The following is a 17,834-nucleotide window of genomic DNA, read 5'->3' on the forward strand; positions in this document are numbered from 1 at the left end:
TCCACGCTGCCAATACAAGCCCTGATCCGGAGATTAACAATGACAACCCGTAAACCGCTGCGCACCACCACCCTGGCTCTGGCCTGCACCCTCGCCGGACTGTTCGCCACCGCCAACGCCGCCGAAACGCCCAAGACTATTGCCAGCGGCGAGCTGAAGGTGGGCATGGAAATTACCTACCCACCGTTCGAATACTACGAAGGCGACAAGGTGAAAGGCTTCGACCCGGAAGTGTCGGCGGCTCTGGCCAAGCGTTTAGGGCTGAGCGCGAGCTTCAACGACATCACCTTTCCCAACCTGATCCTCGGCCTCGACGCCGGCCGCTTCGACACCATCATTTCCGGCATGTACATCCTCCCCGAGCGCCTGGAGAAAGCCGACGCCATTCCCTACGCCAAGACCGGCGCAGCGATCATGGTGCGCAGTGACGCCGAGAAGAAACCGGCCACCCCCGAAGAGCTGTGCGGCCTGACCGTCGGCCTGCAACAGGGCACTTCGTGGATTCCGGCACTGCAGAAGGTTTCCGACGGCTACTGCAAGGAACAGGGCGCCGGCGCCATCACCATCAACCAGTACCCGACCACCTCGGAAACCTCCCAGGCGCTGCTCTCCGGCCATATCCAGGCGCACCTGGAGATCGACGCCGCCTCGCTGCTGATCGTCGAAAAATCCCGGGGCCGCATCGCCATCAGCTCCAAGGGTTCGATCTACCCGCAGGTACTGGGCATCTACGTGAAGAAGGGCAATACCCAACTGCTCGACGCCCTGAAAGCCGCGCTGGACGACTTCAAGGCCAGCGGCGAATACGCCGAACTGCTGAAGAAATACAACCTGGAAGAAGCTTGAGGTAAGTCCGTGGGCGAGTCATATCGTCATGACTCGCCCACGGCCGCTGCGTTGAATGACCGCTTCACCCCACAGGCCGATCCTTGATCCGGCCTGCCACTTTTCGGCTTGAGTCACAGGTGCCCCATATGCCGTTTGAATGGAGCTATTTCTTCTCCCTGTTTTCCATGCCGGCCTTCTGGGCGGCGTGCTGGACGGTGGTGAAACTCAGCAGCCTGGCCTGGCTGCTCGGCCTGGTGCTCGGCTTCGGCCTGGCCAGTGCCAAGCAAGCCGCCAGTCGCTGGCTCAGCGCACCGGCCGCGATCTACGTCTGGTTCTTCCGCAGCGTGCCGCTGTTGGTACTGTTGATCTTCGTCTACAACCTGCCGCAGCTCATCCCGGCCAGCGGCAAGGTATTGTCCAATCCGTTCTACGCCGGTCTGTTCGCCCTGGTACTGACCGAGGCGGCGTACATGGCGGAAATCCACCGTGGTGGCTTGTTGTCGGTAGCCAAAGGGCAGCGCGAGGCCGCCCGTGCCCTGGGTATTGGCCGGCTTGGCACCCAGCGCCTGATCGTCGTGCCGCAGGCCTTTCGCATCGCCCTGCCGACCCTGACCAACGAGTACGTGACCATCGTCAAGCTGACCTCGCTGGTCTCGGTGATTTCCCTCAGCGAACTGCTGCTGGTCGGCCAGCGCCTTTACGCGCAGAACTTCCTGGTGCTGGAAACCCTCGGCGCCGTGGCCGTGTACTACGTGCTGATCGTCAGCCTGTTCGGCTGGGGCCTGCAGTACCTGGAGCGCCATCTCGACCTTGGCCGGCGTAAACCCGGCACCCTCGCCGACGCCCAGGTGGCCAAGCTGCGCAGCGGCCTGCCACAGGTGGCGACCGGCAACGCCCGGGTTCGTGAGCCAGGCACGCCGGCGGCGCTGTACCTGAGCAACATCCACAAGCACTACGGCGACCACCATGTGCTCAAGGGCATCGACCTGAGCGTGCAGCCTGGCGAGGTGATTTCCATCATCGGCCCGTCCGGCTCCGGCAAGACCTCGCTGATTCGTACCGTCAACGGTCTGGAAAGTATCGACGAAGGCGAGATCGTGCTGTTCGGCGAGAGTTTCATCCAGGCCGGCGACCGCCCCGAGAACCGCCGCCAGCGCGAAGGTGTGCGGCGCATCGGCATGGTGTTCCAGAGTTTCAACCTGTTCCCGCACCGCACCATTCTTGACAACGTCCTGCTCGCGCCGCGCTATCACGGCCTGGGTGATACCGCCGAACTGCGCCGGCAAGCCCTGGCGCTGCTCAACAAGGTCGGCCTGCTGGCCCACGCGGACAAGTATCCGCACCAGCTCTCCGGCGGCCAGCAACAGCGCGTGGCCATCGCCCGCGCCCTGGCCATGCGGCCGGACATCATGCTGTTCGACGAGCCCACTTCGGCGCTTGACCCGGAACTGGTGGGCGACGTGCTCGCGGTGATCCGCGACCTGGCCCGCGAAGGCATGACCATGCTGATCGTCACCCACGAGATGGACTTCGCCCTGTCGATCTCCGACCGCGTGCTGTTCATGGAAGACGGTCTTGTCCAGCTCGACGCCTCGCCCGACGCCATCCGCACCGGCGACCACCAACGCGTACGCCGCTTCATTGGCCTGGAGAACGCATGAACGATATCGCCACCCTGCGCCGCGACCTGGCTGCGGCCTACCGCCTGGCTGCCCTGTTCGGCTGGGACGATACCCTCTACACGCACTTTTCCGTGCGTCTTCCGGGCGACGGCGAGCCGCGTTTTCTGATCAACCCCTTCGGCCTGTTCTTCGAGGAAATTCGCGCCAGCGACCTGATCGTGGTGGACATGCACGGCAAGGTGGTCGAGGGCAACGCCGACTACAACGTCGCCGGTTTCACCATCCACAGCGCCGTGCACATGGCCCGCGACGACGCCCATTGCGTGATCCACACCCATACCCTGGCCGGCATGGCGGTGGCGGCGCAAGACGCCGGCCTGCTGCAGCTCAACCAGATCAGCACCGAGTTTCACCAGCGCCTGGGCTACCACGCCTACGAGGGCGTGGCACTGGATCTGGACGAACGTGCGCGCATCCAGGCCTCGCTGGGCGAAAACATTGCCCTGCTGCTGCGCCACCATGGCCTGCTCAGCGTCGGCGCCAGCGTGGCCGACGCCTTCTACGTCATGTATTACCTGAACCGCGCCTGCGAGATCCAGCTCGCCGCCACCGGCGGTGGCCAGCCCTGCAGCGAGATTCCGGCGCACCTGTCGCAGCATGCCTGCGAGCAACTACAGGGCGCGCAATGGCAGCGCCAACTGCTGTGGCAGGCCTGGCTGCGCAAGCTCGATCGCCTCGACCCCAGCTACCAACAGTAGGGTGCGCTGTGCGCACCTGGATCATTTGCGCCGCCAGTCAACGCAGCTGGCACGGGGCTTACAGCTTTACTTCAAACAATTCTGAAGTAAGTTTTTGCCCCAGCCGATTTTTCCCAGCGCCTGGCCGGTCAAGACTCCGGCCACAACCAGAACGAGCCTGAGGCCCACCCATGGACAAGACCTTCCACCAGCCCCTGGGCGGCAATGAAATGCCCCGCTTCGGCGGCATCGCCACCATGATGCGCCTGCCGCATATCCAGAGCCCCGAGGAAAAACGCCAGCTCGACGCCGCCTTCGTCGGCGTGCCGCTGGACATCGGCACCTCGCTGCGCTCCGGCACCCGCTTCGGCCCGCGCGAGATCCGCGCCCAGTCGGTGATGATCCGCCCGTACAACATGGCCACCGGTGCCGCCCCCTTCGACTCACTGAACGTGGCCGATATCGGCGACGTGGCGATCAACACCTTCAACCTGCTCGACGCCGTGCGCATCATCGAGGAGGCCTACGACGAGATCGTCGAACTCGGCATCAAGCCGCTGACCCTGGGTGGCGACCACACCATCACCCTGCCGATCCTGCGTGCCCTGCACAAGAAGTACGGCAAGATCGGACTGGTGCATATCGACGCCCACGCCGACGTCAACGATCATATGTTCGGTGAGAAGATCGCCCACGGCACCACCTTCCGTCGCGCCCAGGAAGAAGGCCTGCTCGACAGCCAGCGTGTGGTGCAGATCGGCCTGCGCGCCCAGGGCTACACCGCCGAGGACTTCAACTGGAGCCGCAAGCAGGGCTTCCGTGTGGTGCAGGCCGAGGAGTGCTGGCACAAGTCGCTGGAGCCGCTGATGGCCGAAGTGCGCGAGAAGGTCGGCGGCGGCCCGGTGTACCTGTCGTTCGACATCGACGGCATCGACCCGGCCTGGGCGCCCGGCACCGGCACCCCGGAAATCGGCGGTCTGACCACCATCCAGGCCATCGAGATCATCCGTGGTTGCCAGGGTCTGGACCTGATCGGTGGCGATCTGGTGGAGGTCTCGCCGCCCTACGACACCACCGGCAACACCTCGTTGCTCGGCGCCAACCTGCTGTACGAAATGCTCTGCGTGCTTCCGGGGGTTCAGCGTCGCTGACCGCCGGCTTTTACTGCTCCGCCCGGGCGCCCCGCGAGGCGCCCGGTACATCCCTACAACAACAAATCAGGGTGCCCAGATGAATCGCGAAGAATCCATGCCGCTGCTGGATGACCAGCCGCCGGCCGATACCTCCTATAGCGTGCGTCAGTTACTGATCTTCCTGATCCCCTCGTTGCTCGGCGTACTGCTGTTTCTCACCCCCATCGTTTACGAAGAAAAGGTCACCATCGGCCTCGGCGTAATGGCTGACGCACTCAAGGCTGCCGTCAGCGATCAGTTGCCTGCCATCGCCACGGGGCTGCTAATTGTCTCGGCAGTCCTGGGCCTGTTTGGCAGTCTGCTCAAGCCACGCTGGCTTACCGAGCGTCGCGCCCTTAACGACCTTTTCGTGTTGCCGCCGCTGTGGCTCGCCCTGCGCGTGCTCGGCGGGCTGTTCGCGGCCATGACGTTCTGGCAATTCGGTCCGGAATGGGTGTGGAACGCCAATACCGGCGGGGTGGTGCTGAAAGACCTGGCGCCGGTGTTGATCACCTTCTTCCTGGTCGCCGGCCTGATCCTGCCGCTGCTGACCGACTACGGCCTGATGGAGTTCTGCGGCACCCTGGTGCGCAATGTGTTCCGCAAGATCTTCGGCTTGCCCGGACGCTCGGCCATCGACGCCATCGCCAGCTGGCTCGGCTCCGGCACCGTTGGCGTGCTGATCACCGCCCAGCAGTACCACAAGGGCTTCTACAGCGCGCGGGAAGCGGCAGTGATCGCCACCAACTTCTCCATCGCCTCGATCGCCTTCAGCCTGCTTATCACCAGCTTCATGAAGCTCGACCATCTGTTCGTGCCCTTCTACCTGACCGTGGTGGTCGCCGGTCTGGCCGCTGCCATCATCACACCGCGTATTCCACCGCTGTCGTGGAAGAAGGACGAGTACGTCGCCGGGGTCGGCAAGCAGATCAAGGAAGATGTGCCGGCCGGTACCTCGCTGCTGCGCTGGGGTCTGTTGCAGGCGGTCCGGCGCGCCAACGCCAATCCCTCGCCGGGGCAGATGGTCAAGGTCGGCGTGCACAATGTGGTCGATATCTGGCTGGGTCTGCTGCCGCTGGTAATGGCTATTGGCACGGTATCGTTGGCCATCGCCGAGTTCACTCCGATCTTCAACTGGCTGTCCGCTCCCATCGTGCCGTTGCTCGAACTGCTGCAACTGCCGGAAGCAGCCAAGGCAGCGCCAGCGATGTTGGTGGGCTTCGCCGACATGTTCCTGCCGGCAGTGCTGGGCAAAGGCATCGAGAGCGAGCTGACGCGTTTCGTGGTGGCCTGCGTGTCGCTGACCCAACTGATCTACATGTCCGAGGTCGGCGTGCTGATCATCAAGGCCAAGCTGCCGCTGAATCTGCTGGAGCTGTTCGTCATCTTCATCATCCGCACCCTGATCACCCTGCCGATCATCGCGCTGATGGCGCACTGGATCGTCGGCTAATCCATTCCCTCCCCTCTCCCCCTGGGAGAGGGGCCGGGGGTGAGGGTCTCCCGTCCCACACAGGATCCATGACATGACCACCTGCGGCGAATTTCTCGTCAAACAACTGGAAGCCTGGGGCGTCGACACCGTGTTCGGCATCCCCGGCGTGCACACCGTCGAGCTCTATCGTGGCCTGCCATCGAGCAGCATCCGCCACGTCACCCCGCGTCACGAACAGGGCGCCGGTTTCATGGCCGACGGTTATGCGCGCGTCTCGGGCAAGCCGGGTGTGTGCTTCATCATCACCGGCCCGGGGATGACCAACATTCTCACCGCCATGGGCCAGGCCTACGCCGACTCGATCCCGATGCTGGTGATTTCCAGCGTCAACGAACGCGCGCGCCTGGGGCTCGGCAAGGGCTACCTGCACGAGCTGCCCAACCAGCGGGCGATGACCGCCGGGGTCAGCGCCTTCAGCCATACCCTGATGAGCGTCGAGGAACTGCCTGGCGTGCTGGCCCGCGCCTTCGCCGTATTCGAAGGCGAGCGACCGCGCCCGGTGCATATCGAGCTGCCGCTGGACATCATCACTGCCGACGCCACGCACATGACCCTGGCGCCACGACCGACGGTGCGCCGCCCGGCGCCCAACCGCACGTTGATCCGAGAGGCCGCCGGCCTGCTCAGACAAGCCGAGCGCCCTCTTCTGCTGCTCGGTGGCGGTTGCGTATCCGCCGAGGCTGAAGCCCGCGCGTTGGCCGCTGCACTGGATGTGCCGACCGCGCTGACCATCAACGCCAAGGGCCTGCTGCAGCCGGGTCATCCGCTGCTGCTGGGCAGCAACCAGTCGCTGCGCCCCGTGCGCGATCTGGCGCTGGAGGCCGACGTGGTGCTGGCCATCGGCACCGAGCTGGGCGAGACCGACTACGACGTGGTGTTCGATGGCGACTTCCGCCTGCCCGGCCGACTGATCCGCATCGACATCGATGCCCAGCAACTGCAGCGCAACTTCACCCCACACCTGGCGATCCAGGGCGATGCGCGCGTGGCCATGCGCATGCTGCTGGCCGAGTTCGACCCGCGCGAAGCCAACGCGAACAGCCCCGGCGCCCGGCGTACCGCGGCCGTACAGGCGCGCCTTAACGAAGACTTCAGCGGCTGGGCACATTACCGCCAGCTGTTCGACTGCATCCTCGATGCCCTGCCCGACGCCCGCTTCGTCGGCGACTCGACGCAGACCGTGTACAGCGGCAACCATCTGGTCGAACTGGACGGCGCGCGGCGCTGGTTCAACGCTTCCACCGGCTACGGCACCCTCGGCTACGGCTTGCCGGCGGCCATCGGAGCCAAGCTGGCCGAGCCAGCGCGCCCGGTGATCAGCCTGATGGGTGACGGCGGCATCCAGTTCACCATTGCCGAGCTGGCCAGCGCCGTGGAAGCGCGAGTCGGCATCATCGTGCTGTTGTGGAACAACGCCGGCTATGGCGAGATCAAGCGCTATATGCAGCGCCGCGACATCGAGCCAATCGGCGTCGATATCTACACGCCGGATCTCATCGCCATCGCCCGTGGCTTTGGCTGCGCCGCCGAACGTGCGCGTGACCATGCGCATCTGACCGAGCTGCTGCGTAGCGCACCCGAAGATCGCCCTTTGATCATCGAGGTGCAGGAGGCAGCGCCCTTTCATCCCTGACTACATTGATCGCGGCTAAAGCCCCTCCCACGGAAATCGAGGTCCCCTGTGGGAGGGGCTTTAGCCGCGACATCCCCGTTCCCCCCCCCGGATTGCATCCGGGCTACGGCCATAACCACAAGATCCAGCTGTATCGCTGACTGCCGCCCACCCATACCAATAATCAAGCATCGGGGAGTCGTTCCATGTTCAAGAATCTCAGCCAGCACTTCGGCCAGGACGGCCTGGCCCCAACCGACAAGGCGCATCGCAGTCTCGGTCTCGGCGGCACCATCGCCCTGTGGCTAGGCGCCAACGTGGTGGTCACCACCATCCTCACCGGCATGCTGCTGGTGCCGGATCTGAAATTCACCCAGGCCATGCTCATCGTCCTGATCGGTTCGGGCATCGGCATCCTGCCGCTGGTACTGGTCGGCCTGATGGGCCAGCGTTCGGGCCTGACCACCATGGTGCTGGCACGCGGCAGCTACGGCGTGCACGGCGCCAAGCTGCCGTCGCTGGTCAACCTGCTGACCCTGCTGGCCTGGAGCTGGATCCAGGCACTGCTGGCCGGCATGAGCCTGAACTACGCGGTGGAGCACCTGACCGGCTACTCCAACCTGCCGCTGTTCACCATCCTCTGCGAAACCCTGGTACTGCTGATCGCCCTGCGCGGCCACCTGGGCATCGAACGAGTCGAGCGCTGGGCCGCCATCGGCATGCTCCTGCTGGCCGGCGCGGTGTTCTACGTGATGGGGCAGAAATTCGAGTTCGGAAGCCTGCTGGCCATGCCCACCGAACCGCGCAACGAGATCACCCCCGGTATTGCCTTCGATATCGTCATCGCCACCGCGTTTTCCTGGATTCCGCTGGCCGCTGACTACAACCGCAACTGCCGCAGCCAGGGCGTGGCGGGAGTCGGTACCTGGGTCGGCTATGTCGCGGCAACGCTACTAGCCATGGGCCTGGGCGCCACGGTGTCGGGCTTCTCTGTATTGACCGGTATGGAACAGACCTACGACCCGGCCGTGCTGCTGGCCGGTTTCGGCTTCGGACTGCCGGCGGCCATCGTGGTGTTCCTCTCGGTGATGACCACCAATGTCATGTGCGTGTACAGCGCGTCGCTGTCGTACCTGAACATCAGCCCGAAAACCCCGTTCTGGAAGCCGGCGCTGGCCATCGGCGTGCTGTCGATCCTCGGCTCGCAGATTCCCGGCATTCTCGACAACTTCCAGAGCTTTTTGCTGGTGATCGGCAGTGTGTTCATCCCGGCCTTTGCGGTGCTGATCGCCGACTACTTCCTGATTAACAAGGGCGACTACGCGGTGGACGAACTGCTCAGTGAAGACGGCGGCCGCTACCGTTACCTGAGCGGCTTCAACCCGGCCGCCTTCGTCGCCTACGGCCTGGGCGCGGTGCTGGCCTACTACTGGGGCTGGGTCTCGCCGCTGGCCTGGGGCGCTTCGCTGCCGGTGTTCCTGATCACCGCCGCCAGCTACACGGTGCTGCGACGCTGGGTGCTGGTGCCACGGGCGCAGCTGGCGTAGCTGGCGTAGCTGGCGTAGCTGGCGTAGCGTGATGACAAATCTGGCGGGTTGCACCCGCCCTACCTGAAACGACTGAGCCTGGCTCACTCTCGTAGGGTGCGCCGCGCGCACCAGCTTGTAATCCGGGACAGCACGATGATCGGTGCGCACGGTGCACCCTACGGGCCTGATGCATCAGCGGTGGGAGTCGCGCCTCACGGCGAATCGCACGTACGCCGCAGAATAATGGCTTCGCCCTGGGCGGGGCTCTTACACTCAGTCGATCGATTGCCGCGAGAGATATCATGAAAATCGTCAGCCGTGACCGTTGGTTCGAAGTGGAGCACCGCCACGATGGCATCTGCCTGATCCACGAGCCCTACGTGCGCCCCTTCTATCGCTGCAACATGTGGCATGTGCAGGGGCGCGAGCATGACGTGTTGATCGATTCGGGCTCCGGGCTGGTCAGCCTGCGCGAGCAACTGCCGTGGCTCACCGAAAAGCCACTGCTGGCGGTGGCCAGTCACTGCCACTTCGACCATATTGCCGGGCATCACGAATTCGATGAGCGCCTGGTGCATCCGGCCGAAGCCGATATCCTCGCCGCGCCGGACGGCGCCAATACCCTGGCCACCGACTTCGTCGGCGACGACATGTTCGAGGCGCATCCGGATTGCCCGCTGTGCTACGCCGAATACCGCGTACGAGCAGCACCAGCCACGCGCCTGATCGAGGATGGTGACGTACTGGATTTGGGTAATCGGGTCTTGCAGGTGCTGCACACGCCCGGCCATTCACCGGGTGGCATCAGCCTATGGGAAGCGCAGACGCAAACGCTTTTCTCCGGCGACATTCTCTACGACGGCCCACTGATCGAAGATGCCTACCACTCGAACCTGGACGATTACGCGCGCAGCCTGAAGCGTCTGCGCGAGCTGCCGGTACGCACCGTGCACGGCGGGCATTTCGCGAGTTTCTCGGGAGAGCGGATGCGCGAGCTGATAGACGCCTGGTTCGACGCCCATCGGCTCACCTGACAAGTTTCAGCGACGCTGACGCTCGCGGCGCAGGCGTTGCTGCTCGGCTTCACTGATGCGAATCGGCTGAGGTTGCGGGGCGAGGCCAAGGGCCTGCAGCAGGGCTTGCAGTTGTTCTTGCAGCTTGGCGAGCATGGGTACGACCTCCTGCCAAGTAAAGGGAAGAGCCAGCGGCTCACCTATAAGATTAGGCCGGGCCAAACGGATTTCAACCAGCCTCCGTCAAATCACCGGACTCTTGCGTCGATAGGGGAACACGTCGATCACCTTGCCCGCCCGAATCGCCTCCTGCAATTGTTTCCAGTAATCGGCCTCATAGAGATTGCCATGCAGCTGACTGAACAGCCTGCGCTGCTTGATATCGGCAAACAGGAACGGCGGAAATTCCTCGGGGAACACGTCCATCGGCCCCACCGAATACCAGGGCTCGGAACTCATCTCGTCCTCGGGGAAACGCGGCGGCGGGATGCGCCGGAAGTTCACCTCGGTGAGAAAGCAGATCTCGTCGTAGTCGTAGAACACCACGCGGCCATGGCGGGTGACACCGAAGTTCTTCAACAACATGTCGCCGGGGAAGATATTGGCCGCCGCCAGTTGCTTGATGGCCAGGCCGTAGTCGTCCAGCGCCTCGCGCACCTGCGCCTCGTTGGCACTTTCCAGATAGAGATTGAGCGGCGTCATGCGCCGTTCGGTCCAGCAGTGCCGTACCAGCACGGTGTCACCCTCCACCACCACGGTCGACGGCGCCACTTCCAGCAGTTCGGCGAGACACTCGGGCTCGAACTTGGCCCTGGGGAACCGGAAGTCGGCGAACTCCTGGGTATCGGCCATGCGCCCCACACGGTCGACACTTTTCACCAGGCGATACTTCTCGATCACCGTCTTGCGATCCACCGTCTTGGCGTGGGCGAAGCGGTCCTTGATGATCTTGAACACGGTGTTGAAGCCCGGCAGGGTGAACACGCTCATGACCATGCCGCGTACACCGGGCGCCATGATGAAGCGATCATCGGTGCCAGCCAGGTGGCCGATCAGGGCGCGGTAGAACTCGGATTTGCCGTGCTTGTAGAAGCCGATCGAAGTGTACAACTCGGCGATGTGCTTGCCCGGCAGGATGCGCTTGAGAAAACCGACGAACTCGGCCGGAATCGCCACGTCCACCATGAAGTAGCTGCGGGTGAAGGAGAAGATGATCGACACCTCTGCCTCGTCGGTGATCGCCGCATCGGCCTGGATACCCTGCCCTTCGCGGTGCAACAGCGGGATCGCCAGCGGCCACTGCTCCTCACGGTTGTAGATGCGCCCGATCAGGTAGGCGCCCTTGTTGCGGTATAGCACCGAGGAGAACAACTCGATGCACAGCTGCGGGTCCTTGCAGACCCAATCCGGCAGGCTGGCGCGCAGCTGCTCCTCCAGGCGCTGCAGGTCGCGCGACAGATCCTCGTAGGGCGCATCGAAACGGTAATCGTCGAAGATCGCCTGCAATGCCAAGAGTAGTTCGCCAGCAGGTCGATAGCTGCGCGTCTGCGCCGCACTGGGCTGCTTGCGCAGGGACGGTCGCGTGGTGTGGATGAACATGCAGCCATCGCTGATCTGGTCATGGCTGAACAGGCTGCAGAAGATCGAGTTGAACCAGGTTTCCGCCAGTTCGTCGTCGAAACGCAGATCGATCAGGGCGATGTAGGCGCTCTTGACCAGCGGCCACTGCGTTACGTCCAGCAGCGAAGCATCGAACCCTTGCAGCAGACGCTCGCGGGTTTCTGCGACCTTCTCTTCGTACAGGTTGATACGCGCCGCCGACGCTTGCTGAGCCTCCTGCCATTGCGCCTGCTCGAAGCGAACGCGCGCGCCATCGGTGATCTGGCGAAAATGCTCGCGATAATCGTCGAAGCCATCGAGGATCAGGCGAGCGATCTCGCTGGCCGACCATTGCTGCGCCATGGAAGTACCTCGCAAGGAAATGAGTGAAGCGAGCTTAGCCTCAAAGCCGGCCAAACGTAGCCCGGATGCAATCCGGGGACTATCGCTCAAGTCTTCCCGGATTTCATCCGGGCTACGGGATGGCACAAACCTCGTTCGAAAGCGCGATGCGGATTGCCATAACCCCGCCCAGCGGCAACACTCTCGGCCCCACCCTGTCGGATGCTTCACCGTGCGTACCGCCGATCTGTTTCGCCTGCTGCTGCTCGCCGCCATCTGGGGCGCGAGCTTCCTGTTCATGCGCGTTGCCGCACCGGTCCTCGGCAGCATGCCGACTGCCTTCTTTCGCGCCAGCTTCGGCGTGCTGGGCTTGCTCGCACTGCTCCTGCTGCTGCGCTGCGATTGGGACTTTCGCGGCAAGTTGCGTATCTGCCTGGGCCTGGGCGTGATCAATGCCGGCCTGCCTTCAGCCATGTATTGCCTGGCGGCGCTGATTCTGCCGGCCGGTTATTCGGCGATCTTCAACGCCACCACCCCTTTGATGGGCGTGCTGATCGGCGCGCTGTTCTTCCATGAGGGCATCACCCGCAGCAAGGCGGCGGGCGTATTCCTTGGTCTGCTCGGCGTGGCGGTGCTGACCCGCACCGGCCCGGTGGCCTTCGATCTGCAACTGCTGATGGGCGCCGGCGCCTGCCTGGTGGCCACCACCTGCTACGGCTTCGCCGGGTTTCTCACCCGCCGCTGGATCGGTCAGCAAGGCGGTCTGGACAACCGCCTGACCGCCTTCGCCAGCCTGGCGGGGGCCAGCCTGTTCCTGTTGCCGCTGTTCATCGGCAGCCTGACGCTGCAACCGCCGGCAAGCTGGGGCGGTATCGAGGTGTGGCTGTCGCTGGCCGGCCTGGGCCTGGTCTGCACGGCATTCGCCTATGTGCTGTATTTCCGCCTGCTGACCGATATCGGGCCGATCAAGGCCAGCACCACCACCTTCCTGATTCCGCCATTTGGCGTGTTGTGGGGCGCCCTGCTGCTGGGTGAGCCGCTGAGCTGGGACTACCTGCCCGGCGGCGTGCTGATCGCACTAGCGCTTTGGCTGGTGGTCAGGCCCAGCGTAACCAGGACGTAGGGTGCGCCGTGCGCACCTAAGCCACCGCGAAACAACCCCGGTGCGCAAGGCGCACCCTACGAAAAAGCCGCTTTACTGCTGCAGCTCCTGCTCGGTGAACATATCGCTGAACAGCATGCTCGACAGGTAGCGCTCGCCAGAGTCCGGCAGGATCACCACGATGGTCTTGCCCTGCATTTCCGGCTTCTCCGCCAGACGCACTGCCGCCACCATGGCTGCGCCACAGGAGATGCCGCAGAGAATGCCTTCCTCGCGCATCAGGCGCAGGGCCATGGCCTTGGATTCGTCATCATTGACCTGCTCGACCTGATCGACCATCGCCAGGTCGAGGTTCTTCGGCACGAAACCGGCGCCGATACCCTGGATCTTGTGCGGCGCGGGTTTGACCTCGTCACCGGCCAGAGTCTGGCTGATCACCGGCGAGCCCACAGGCTCCACCGCAACCGACAGGATCGGCTTGCCCTGGGTTTGCTTGATATAGCGCGAAACCCCGGTGATGGTGCCGCCAGTGCCCACACCAGCGACCAGCACGTCGATGGCTCCTTCGGTGTCGCGCCAGATTTCCGGGCCAGTGGTCTTTTCGTGAATGGCCGGGTTGGCCGGGTTCTCGAACTGCTGCGGCAGGTAGTAATCGGGGTTGGCAGCGGCCAGCTCGTTGGCCTTCTCGATAGCGCCCTTCATGCCCTTGGCGGGCTCGGTCAGCACCAGTTCGGCACCGAGGGCCTTGAGCACCTTGCGTCGTTCCAGGCTCATCGAGGCAGGCATGGTCAGCACCAGCTTGTAGCCGCGTGCGGCAGCGACGAACGCCAGGCCGATACCGGTATTGCCGGAGGTCGGCTCGACGATGGTCATGCCCGGCTTGAGCACACCGCGCTCCTCAGCGTCCCAGATCATGCTGGCGCCGATGCGGCACTTGACCGAGTACGCCGGGTTGCGGCCTTCGATCTTGGCCAGAATGGTCACGCCTTTGGGCCCCAGGCGGTTGATCATGACCAGCGGCGTGTTACCGATGGCCTGGGAGTTGTCTGCGAAGATACGACTCATGACGGAAGTCCTTGCGGGCAGGGAAAACCCCAAGCCTAAGCCTCCCCCTGGCACACGTCCAGCCAGCAGACCGAAAGCCGGGTGACTCGCCATTCAGTGACTGAATACTGCGTCTGCGTTCACAGCCACCGGAGCTGCGCGTTATAGTCGCACTCTGAATTTCTGCTGCGGGCCGGCCCCGCGCGTTACCGTTCCGAGGATTTTCCGATGAAGTTCGAAGGCACCCAGTCCTACGTCGCCACCGACGACCTCAAGCTTGCGGTCAACGCCGCCATTACCCTGCAACGCCCGCTGCTGGTCAAGGGTGAGCCAGGCACCGGCAAGACCATGCTTGCCGAACAACTGGCCGACGCCTTCGGCGCCAGGTTGATCACCTGGCACATCAAGTCCACCACCAAGGCGCACCAGGGCCTGTACGAATACGATGCGGTCAGCCGCCTGCGTGACTCGCAGCTCGACTCGGACAAGGTTCACGACGTTCGCAACTACATCAAGAAAGGCAAGCTGTGGGAGGCGTTCGAGTCCGACGAGCGCGTGATCCTGCTGATCGACGAGATCGACAAGGCCGACATCGAGTTCCCCAACGACCTGTTGCAGGAACTCGACAAGATGGAGTTCTACGTTTACGAGACCAACGAGACGATCAAGGCCAAGCAGCGCCCGATCATCATCATCACCTCGAACAACGAGAAGGAACTGCCGGACGCCTTCCTGCGCCGCTGCTTCTTCCACTACATCGCCTTCCCGGATCGCGACACCCTGAAGAAGATCGTCGACGTGCACTATCCCAACATCAGCGGCGAGCTGGTGGCCGAAGCGCTGGACGTGTTCTTCGATGTACGCAAGGTGCCAGGCCTGAAGAAGAAGCCCTCGACCAGCGAGCTGGTGGATTGGCTGAAGCTGCTGATGGCCGACCACATCGGCGAAGCGGTACTGCGCGAGCGCGACCCGACCAAGGCCATCCCGCCGCTGGCCGGCGCCCTGGTGAAGAACGAGCAGGATGTACAGCTGCTCGAGCGACTGGCCTTCATGACCCGCCGCGCTTCTCGGTAACGGACACTGATCTGAAACTGTAGGAGCCAGCTTGCTGGCGATCCGACGCACTGCCGATGTCACTGATCGCCAGCAAGCTGGCTCCTACACAGAGCGCCCCAAGCGGGGAATGATTCTGCAAGTGAGGGCGCAGCATGCTGCTTAATCTATTCAACGAAATGCGCGCGGCCAAGGTGCCGGTGTCGGTGCGCGAGCTGCTCGACCTGATCAACGCGCTCAAACATAACGTCGTGTTCGCCGACATGGACGAGTTCTACTACCTGGCGCGGGCGATTCTGGTGAAGGACGAACGTCACTTCGACAAGTTCGACCGTGCCTTCGGCGCCTACTTCAAGGGCCTGGAGAACCTCAACCAGCATATCGAGGCGATGATCCCCGAGGAATGGCTGCGCAAGGAATTCGAGCGCCTGCTGAGCGACGAGGAGAAGGCGCAGATCCAGAGCCTGGGCGGCCTCGACAAGCTGATCGAGGAGTTCAAGAAGCGCCTCGAGGAGCAGAAGGAAAAGCACGCCGGCGGCAACAAGTGGATCGGCACCGGCGGCACCAGCCCGTTCGGCTCCGGCGGCTACAACCCGGAAGGCATTCGCGTCGGCGATGCCGGCAAGCGCCAGGGCAAGGCCGCCAAGGTGTGGGACCAGCGTGAGTACAAGAACCTCGACGACCAGGTCGAGCTGGGCACGCGCAACATCAAGGTCGCGCTGCGTCGCCTGCGCAAGTTCGCCCGCCAGGGCGCAGCCGAGGAACTGGACCTGGACGGCACCATCGACCACACCGCGAAGGACGGCGGCCTGCTCAACATCCAGATGCGCCCGGAACGCCGCAACACGGTGAAGCTCCTGCTGCTGCTGGACATCGGCGGCTCGATGGATGCCCACGTCAAGGTCTGCGAGGAGCTGTTCTCCGCCTGCAAGACCGAGTTCAAGCATCTGGAGTATTTCTACTTCCACAACTTCATCTACGAGAGCGTGTGGAAGAACAACATGCGTCGCACCAGCGAGCGCACCTCGACCATTGACCTGCTGCACAAGTACGGCGCCGACTACAAGGTGGTGTTCGTCGGCGACGCAGCCATGGCGCCCTACGAGATCACCCAGGCCGGCGGCAGCGTCGAGCACTGGAACGAGGAAGCCGGCTACGTCTGGATGAAGCGCTTCACCGAGAAGTTCAAGAAGATCATCTGGATCAACCCCTACCCCAAGGACACCTGGAACTACACCGCCTCCACCGGTCTGGTGCGCGAACTGATCGAAGATCGCATGTACCCGCTGACCCTGCAGGGGCTGGAAGACGGGATGAAGTACCTGTCCAAGTAAGACTTCAAGCCGCAACGAAAAACGCCGCGAGCCCTCTGCAGGGTTCGCGGCGTTTTCGTAGCCCGGATGCAATCCGGGAACTCTTGTAAACCCAGGCCCCGGATTGCATCCGGGCTACGGACTGAACTCAGCGTTTGTCCGCATCATCCGGCTTGTTCAGATCCATCACCGTTTGCGCTGACTCTTGCGGTTTGGCCTCGGCAACCGGTGCGACCGGAGCGCTCACCGCTTCGACCGGCGCTTCCTTCTTGCGCAGACCGATACGCTTGAACAGCCAGCCACCCACCACCACCGGGATGAACCAGAACTTCTTCAGCAGTACCAGCAACATGGCCAGCAAACCGGTCTTGGCAGCGACCTTGCCGGCTACCAGCGCGCCGAGGCCGTATGCGGCAACGGTATCCAGATCCGGATCGAACTCGGCATAGCGCTGGCCCGGGTTGAACTCGGTCGCAGCCAGCACAGCCGGCACGCTGGCCTCGATCTCCGCCAACTGATCCATGTTGGCGACGAAGTTCAGCACCAGCACGCCCTTACGACCCAGCACGCGAATGTTGTAATTCAGGGTATTGACGTCGCTTTCGCCGAACTTCAGCTCCTTGGCCCAGTGCAGTTTCTTGCCTGCGGCATCGTAGTGCGGCTCGGCAGCCCAGCCGACCAATTGCACGGCCTCGTAGCCGTTCTCTTCACGCCAGGTGTTGGCCTCACGCATGTCGGCCTGCATGTCCTCGAGCATGTCGCCGTAGTCGATATCGGCGGCGTCCTCGTCGGACACGTAACCGCTGTCTTCGTACTCGACCGTCACACCCCAGGATTCGTCGGCCAAGGGCGATACGCCAGCCGGCAGGATCATGCCCAGCGGCGGGACGTCATCCGGTGGGTTGCCCCAACCATCGACCAGCAGACGCTGAGCGTTCTCGCCGTCGAGAAACACCAGGGTATCGGGCAGATTGAGGGTAGCAAGATCGTTGCCCAGGACGACGCGACCGGTCTTGAACTCCAGGCTGGCGACAAACTCTTCGGGACTGATGAACTGCGCTGCGTCCTCGGTCTCGATGACCTCTTCGCCGACCACAGCATTTTCTGGCTCGGTCTCGGGATTGGCGTATGCAACACAGGTGAACGGCAGGACAGCAGCCAGCACGGCTGCCAGGATCGAATCCTTGATCGGCATGGAAACTCCATAAACACAGGTGGGTAAATGTAACTGTGTATTACATTACCACGCGAATGGAACTCGACATGCGTCCCAGCGCAACTTTTTGCGATATTCCCTCGCGCCTGAAAAGAAGACCACGAAGCACCGCCCCCGCAGGCGATGCTCCGCAGTCAACCTGGCGCCGACCCTGGCT

General features: G+C 63.3%; 15 protein-coding genes. 11 read left to right on the plus strand and 4 right to left on the minus strand.

Going from position 1 to position 17,834, the window contains the following annotated elements; translation table 11 throughout:
• The first annotated feature begins 39 nt into the window (after nt 1-39).
• The 8 genes from GV002_RS01700 to GV002_RS01735 all read left to right on the plus strand — a co-directional run bounded on the left by GV002_RS01700 (nt 40) and on the right by GV002_RS01735 (nt 10,029).
• On the plus strand, nt 40-846 hold the full coding sequence (locus tag GV002_RS01700) for an ABC transporter substrate-binding protein (RefSeq protein ID WP_160016773.1): 807 nt from the start codon (nt 40-42) through the stop codon (nt 844-846).
• Between the two features lie 128 nt (nt 847-974).
• Nucleotides 975-2,489, plus strand: coding sequence for an amino acid ABC transporter permease/ATP-binding protein (locus tag GV002_RS01705; protein WP_160016774.1), 1,515 nt, complete (start codon nt 975-977; stop codon nt 2,487-2,489).
• Nucleotides 2,486-3,208, plus strand: a complete 723-nt coding sequence (locus tag GV002_RS01710; protein WP_160016775.1) for a class II aldolase/adducin family protein — start codon at nt 2,486-2,488, stop codon at nt 3,206-3,208. Before GV002_RS01705 ends, GV002_RS01710 begins: the two co-directional genes overlap by 4 nt.
• 170 nt (nt 3,209-3,378) lie before the next feature.
• On the plus strand, nt 3,379-4,338 hold the full coding sequence (gene speB / locus GV002_RS01715; protein ID WP_072424662.1) for an agmatinase: 960 nt from the start codon (nt 3,379-3,381) through the stop codon (nt 4,336-4,338).
• A 79-nt stretch (nt 4,339-4,417) separates the two neighbouring features.
• Nucleotides 4,418-5,812 (plus strand): YjiH family protein, encoded by a 1,395-nt coding sequence (locus GV002_RS01720; protein WP_160016776.1) that lies wholly within the window; start codon nt 4,418-4,420, stop codon nt 5,810-5,812.
• Nucleotides 5,813-5,885: 73 nt separating this feature from the next.
• A complete protein-coding gene (locus tag GV002_RS01725; RefSeq protein ID WP_160016777.1) occupies nt 5,886-7,487 on the plus strand; it encodes a 5-guanidino-2-oxopentanoate decarboxylase in 1,602 nt (533 codons plus the stop codon).
• Nucleotides 7,488-7,672: 185 nt separating this feature from the next.
• On the plus strand, nt 7,673-9,013 hold the full coding sequence (locus GV002_RS01730) for a purine-cytosine permease family protein (RefSeq protein ID WP_160016778.1): 1,341 nt from the start codon (nt 7,673-7,675) through the stop codon (nt 9,011-9,013).
• Between the two features lie 284 nt (nt 9,014-9,297).
• On the plus strand, nt 9,298-10,029 hold the full coding sequence (locus GV002_RS01735) for an MBL fold metallo-hydrolase (protein ID WP_160016779.1): 732 nt from the start codon (nt 9,298-9,300) through the stop codon (nt 10,027-10,029).
• Between the two features lie 6 nt (nt 10,030-10,035).
• Here GV002_RS01735 and GV002_RS24225 read toward each other — a convergent pair whose 3' ends face one another.
• The gene (locus GV002_RS24225; protein ID WP_017677423.1) at nt 10,036-10,164 is read right to left on the minus strand and encodes a PA1414 family protein; all 129 of its coding nucleotides are present in this window, start codon (nt 10,162-10,164) and stop codon (nt 10,036-10,038) included.
• A gap of 87 nt (nt 10,165-10,251) precedes the next feature.
• Nucleotides 10,252-11,970: a bifunctional isocitrate dehydrogenase kinase/phosphatase gene (gene aceK / locus GV002_RS01740; protein WP_160016780.1), complete on the minus strand. Its 1,719-nt coding sequence runs from the start codon at nt 11,968-11,970 to the stop codon at nt 10,252-10,254.
• Between the two features lie 211 nt (nt 11,971-12,181).
• Here aceK and GV002_RS01745 point away from each other — a divergent pair, with 211 nt between their 5' ends.
• Nucleotides 12,182-13,072, plus strand: a complete 891-nt coding sequence (locus GV002_RS01745) for a DMT family transporter (protein WP_160016781.1) — start codon at nt 12,182-12,184, stop codon at nt 13,070-13,072.
• 72 nt (nt 13,073-13,144) lie between these two features.
• On the opposite strand, the gene cysK is transcribed toward GV002_RS01745, so the two are convergent.
• On the minus strand, nt 13,145-14,116 hold the full coding sequence (cysK, locus tag GV002_RS01750; protein WP_160016782.1) for a cysteine synthase A: 972 nt from the start codon (nt 14,114-14,116) through the stop codon (nt 13,145-13,147).
• Between the two features lie 207 nt (nt 14,117-14,323).
• On the opposite strand from cysK, the gene GV002_RS01755 reads away from it, so the two are divergent.
• The gene (locus GV002_RS01755) at nt 14,324-15,169 is read left to right on the plus strand and encodes an AAA family ATPase (protein WP_160016783.1); all 846 of its coding nucleotides are present in this window, start codon (nt 14,324-14,326) and stop codon (nt 15,167-15,169) included.
• A gap of 134 nt (nt 15,170-15,303) precedes the next feature.
• Entirely contained in the window at nt 15,304-16,482 is a 1,179-nt protein-coding gene (locus GV002_RS01760; protein WP_160016784.1) for a vWA domain-containing protein, read from the plus strand.
• A 127-nt stretch (nt 16,483-16,609) separates the two neighbouring features.
• Here the strand turns inward: GV002_RS01760 and GV002_RS01765 are convergent, their stop codons facing one another.
• Nucleotides 16,610-17,656: a DUF2167 domain-containing protein gene (locus tag GV002_RS01765; RefSeq protein WP_160016785.1), complete on the minus strand. Its 1,047-nt coding sequence runs from the start codon at nt 17,654-17,656 to the stop codon at nt 16,610-16,612.
• Between the last annotated feature and the right edge of the window lie 178 nt (nt 17,657-17,834).

Source organism: Pseudomonas sp. 8O (genome assembly GCF_902506495.1).
Lineage (GTDB): Bacteria > Pseudomonadota > Gammaproteobacteria > Pseudomonadales > Pseudomonadaceae > Aquipseudomonas > Aquipseudomonas chaetocerotis.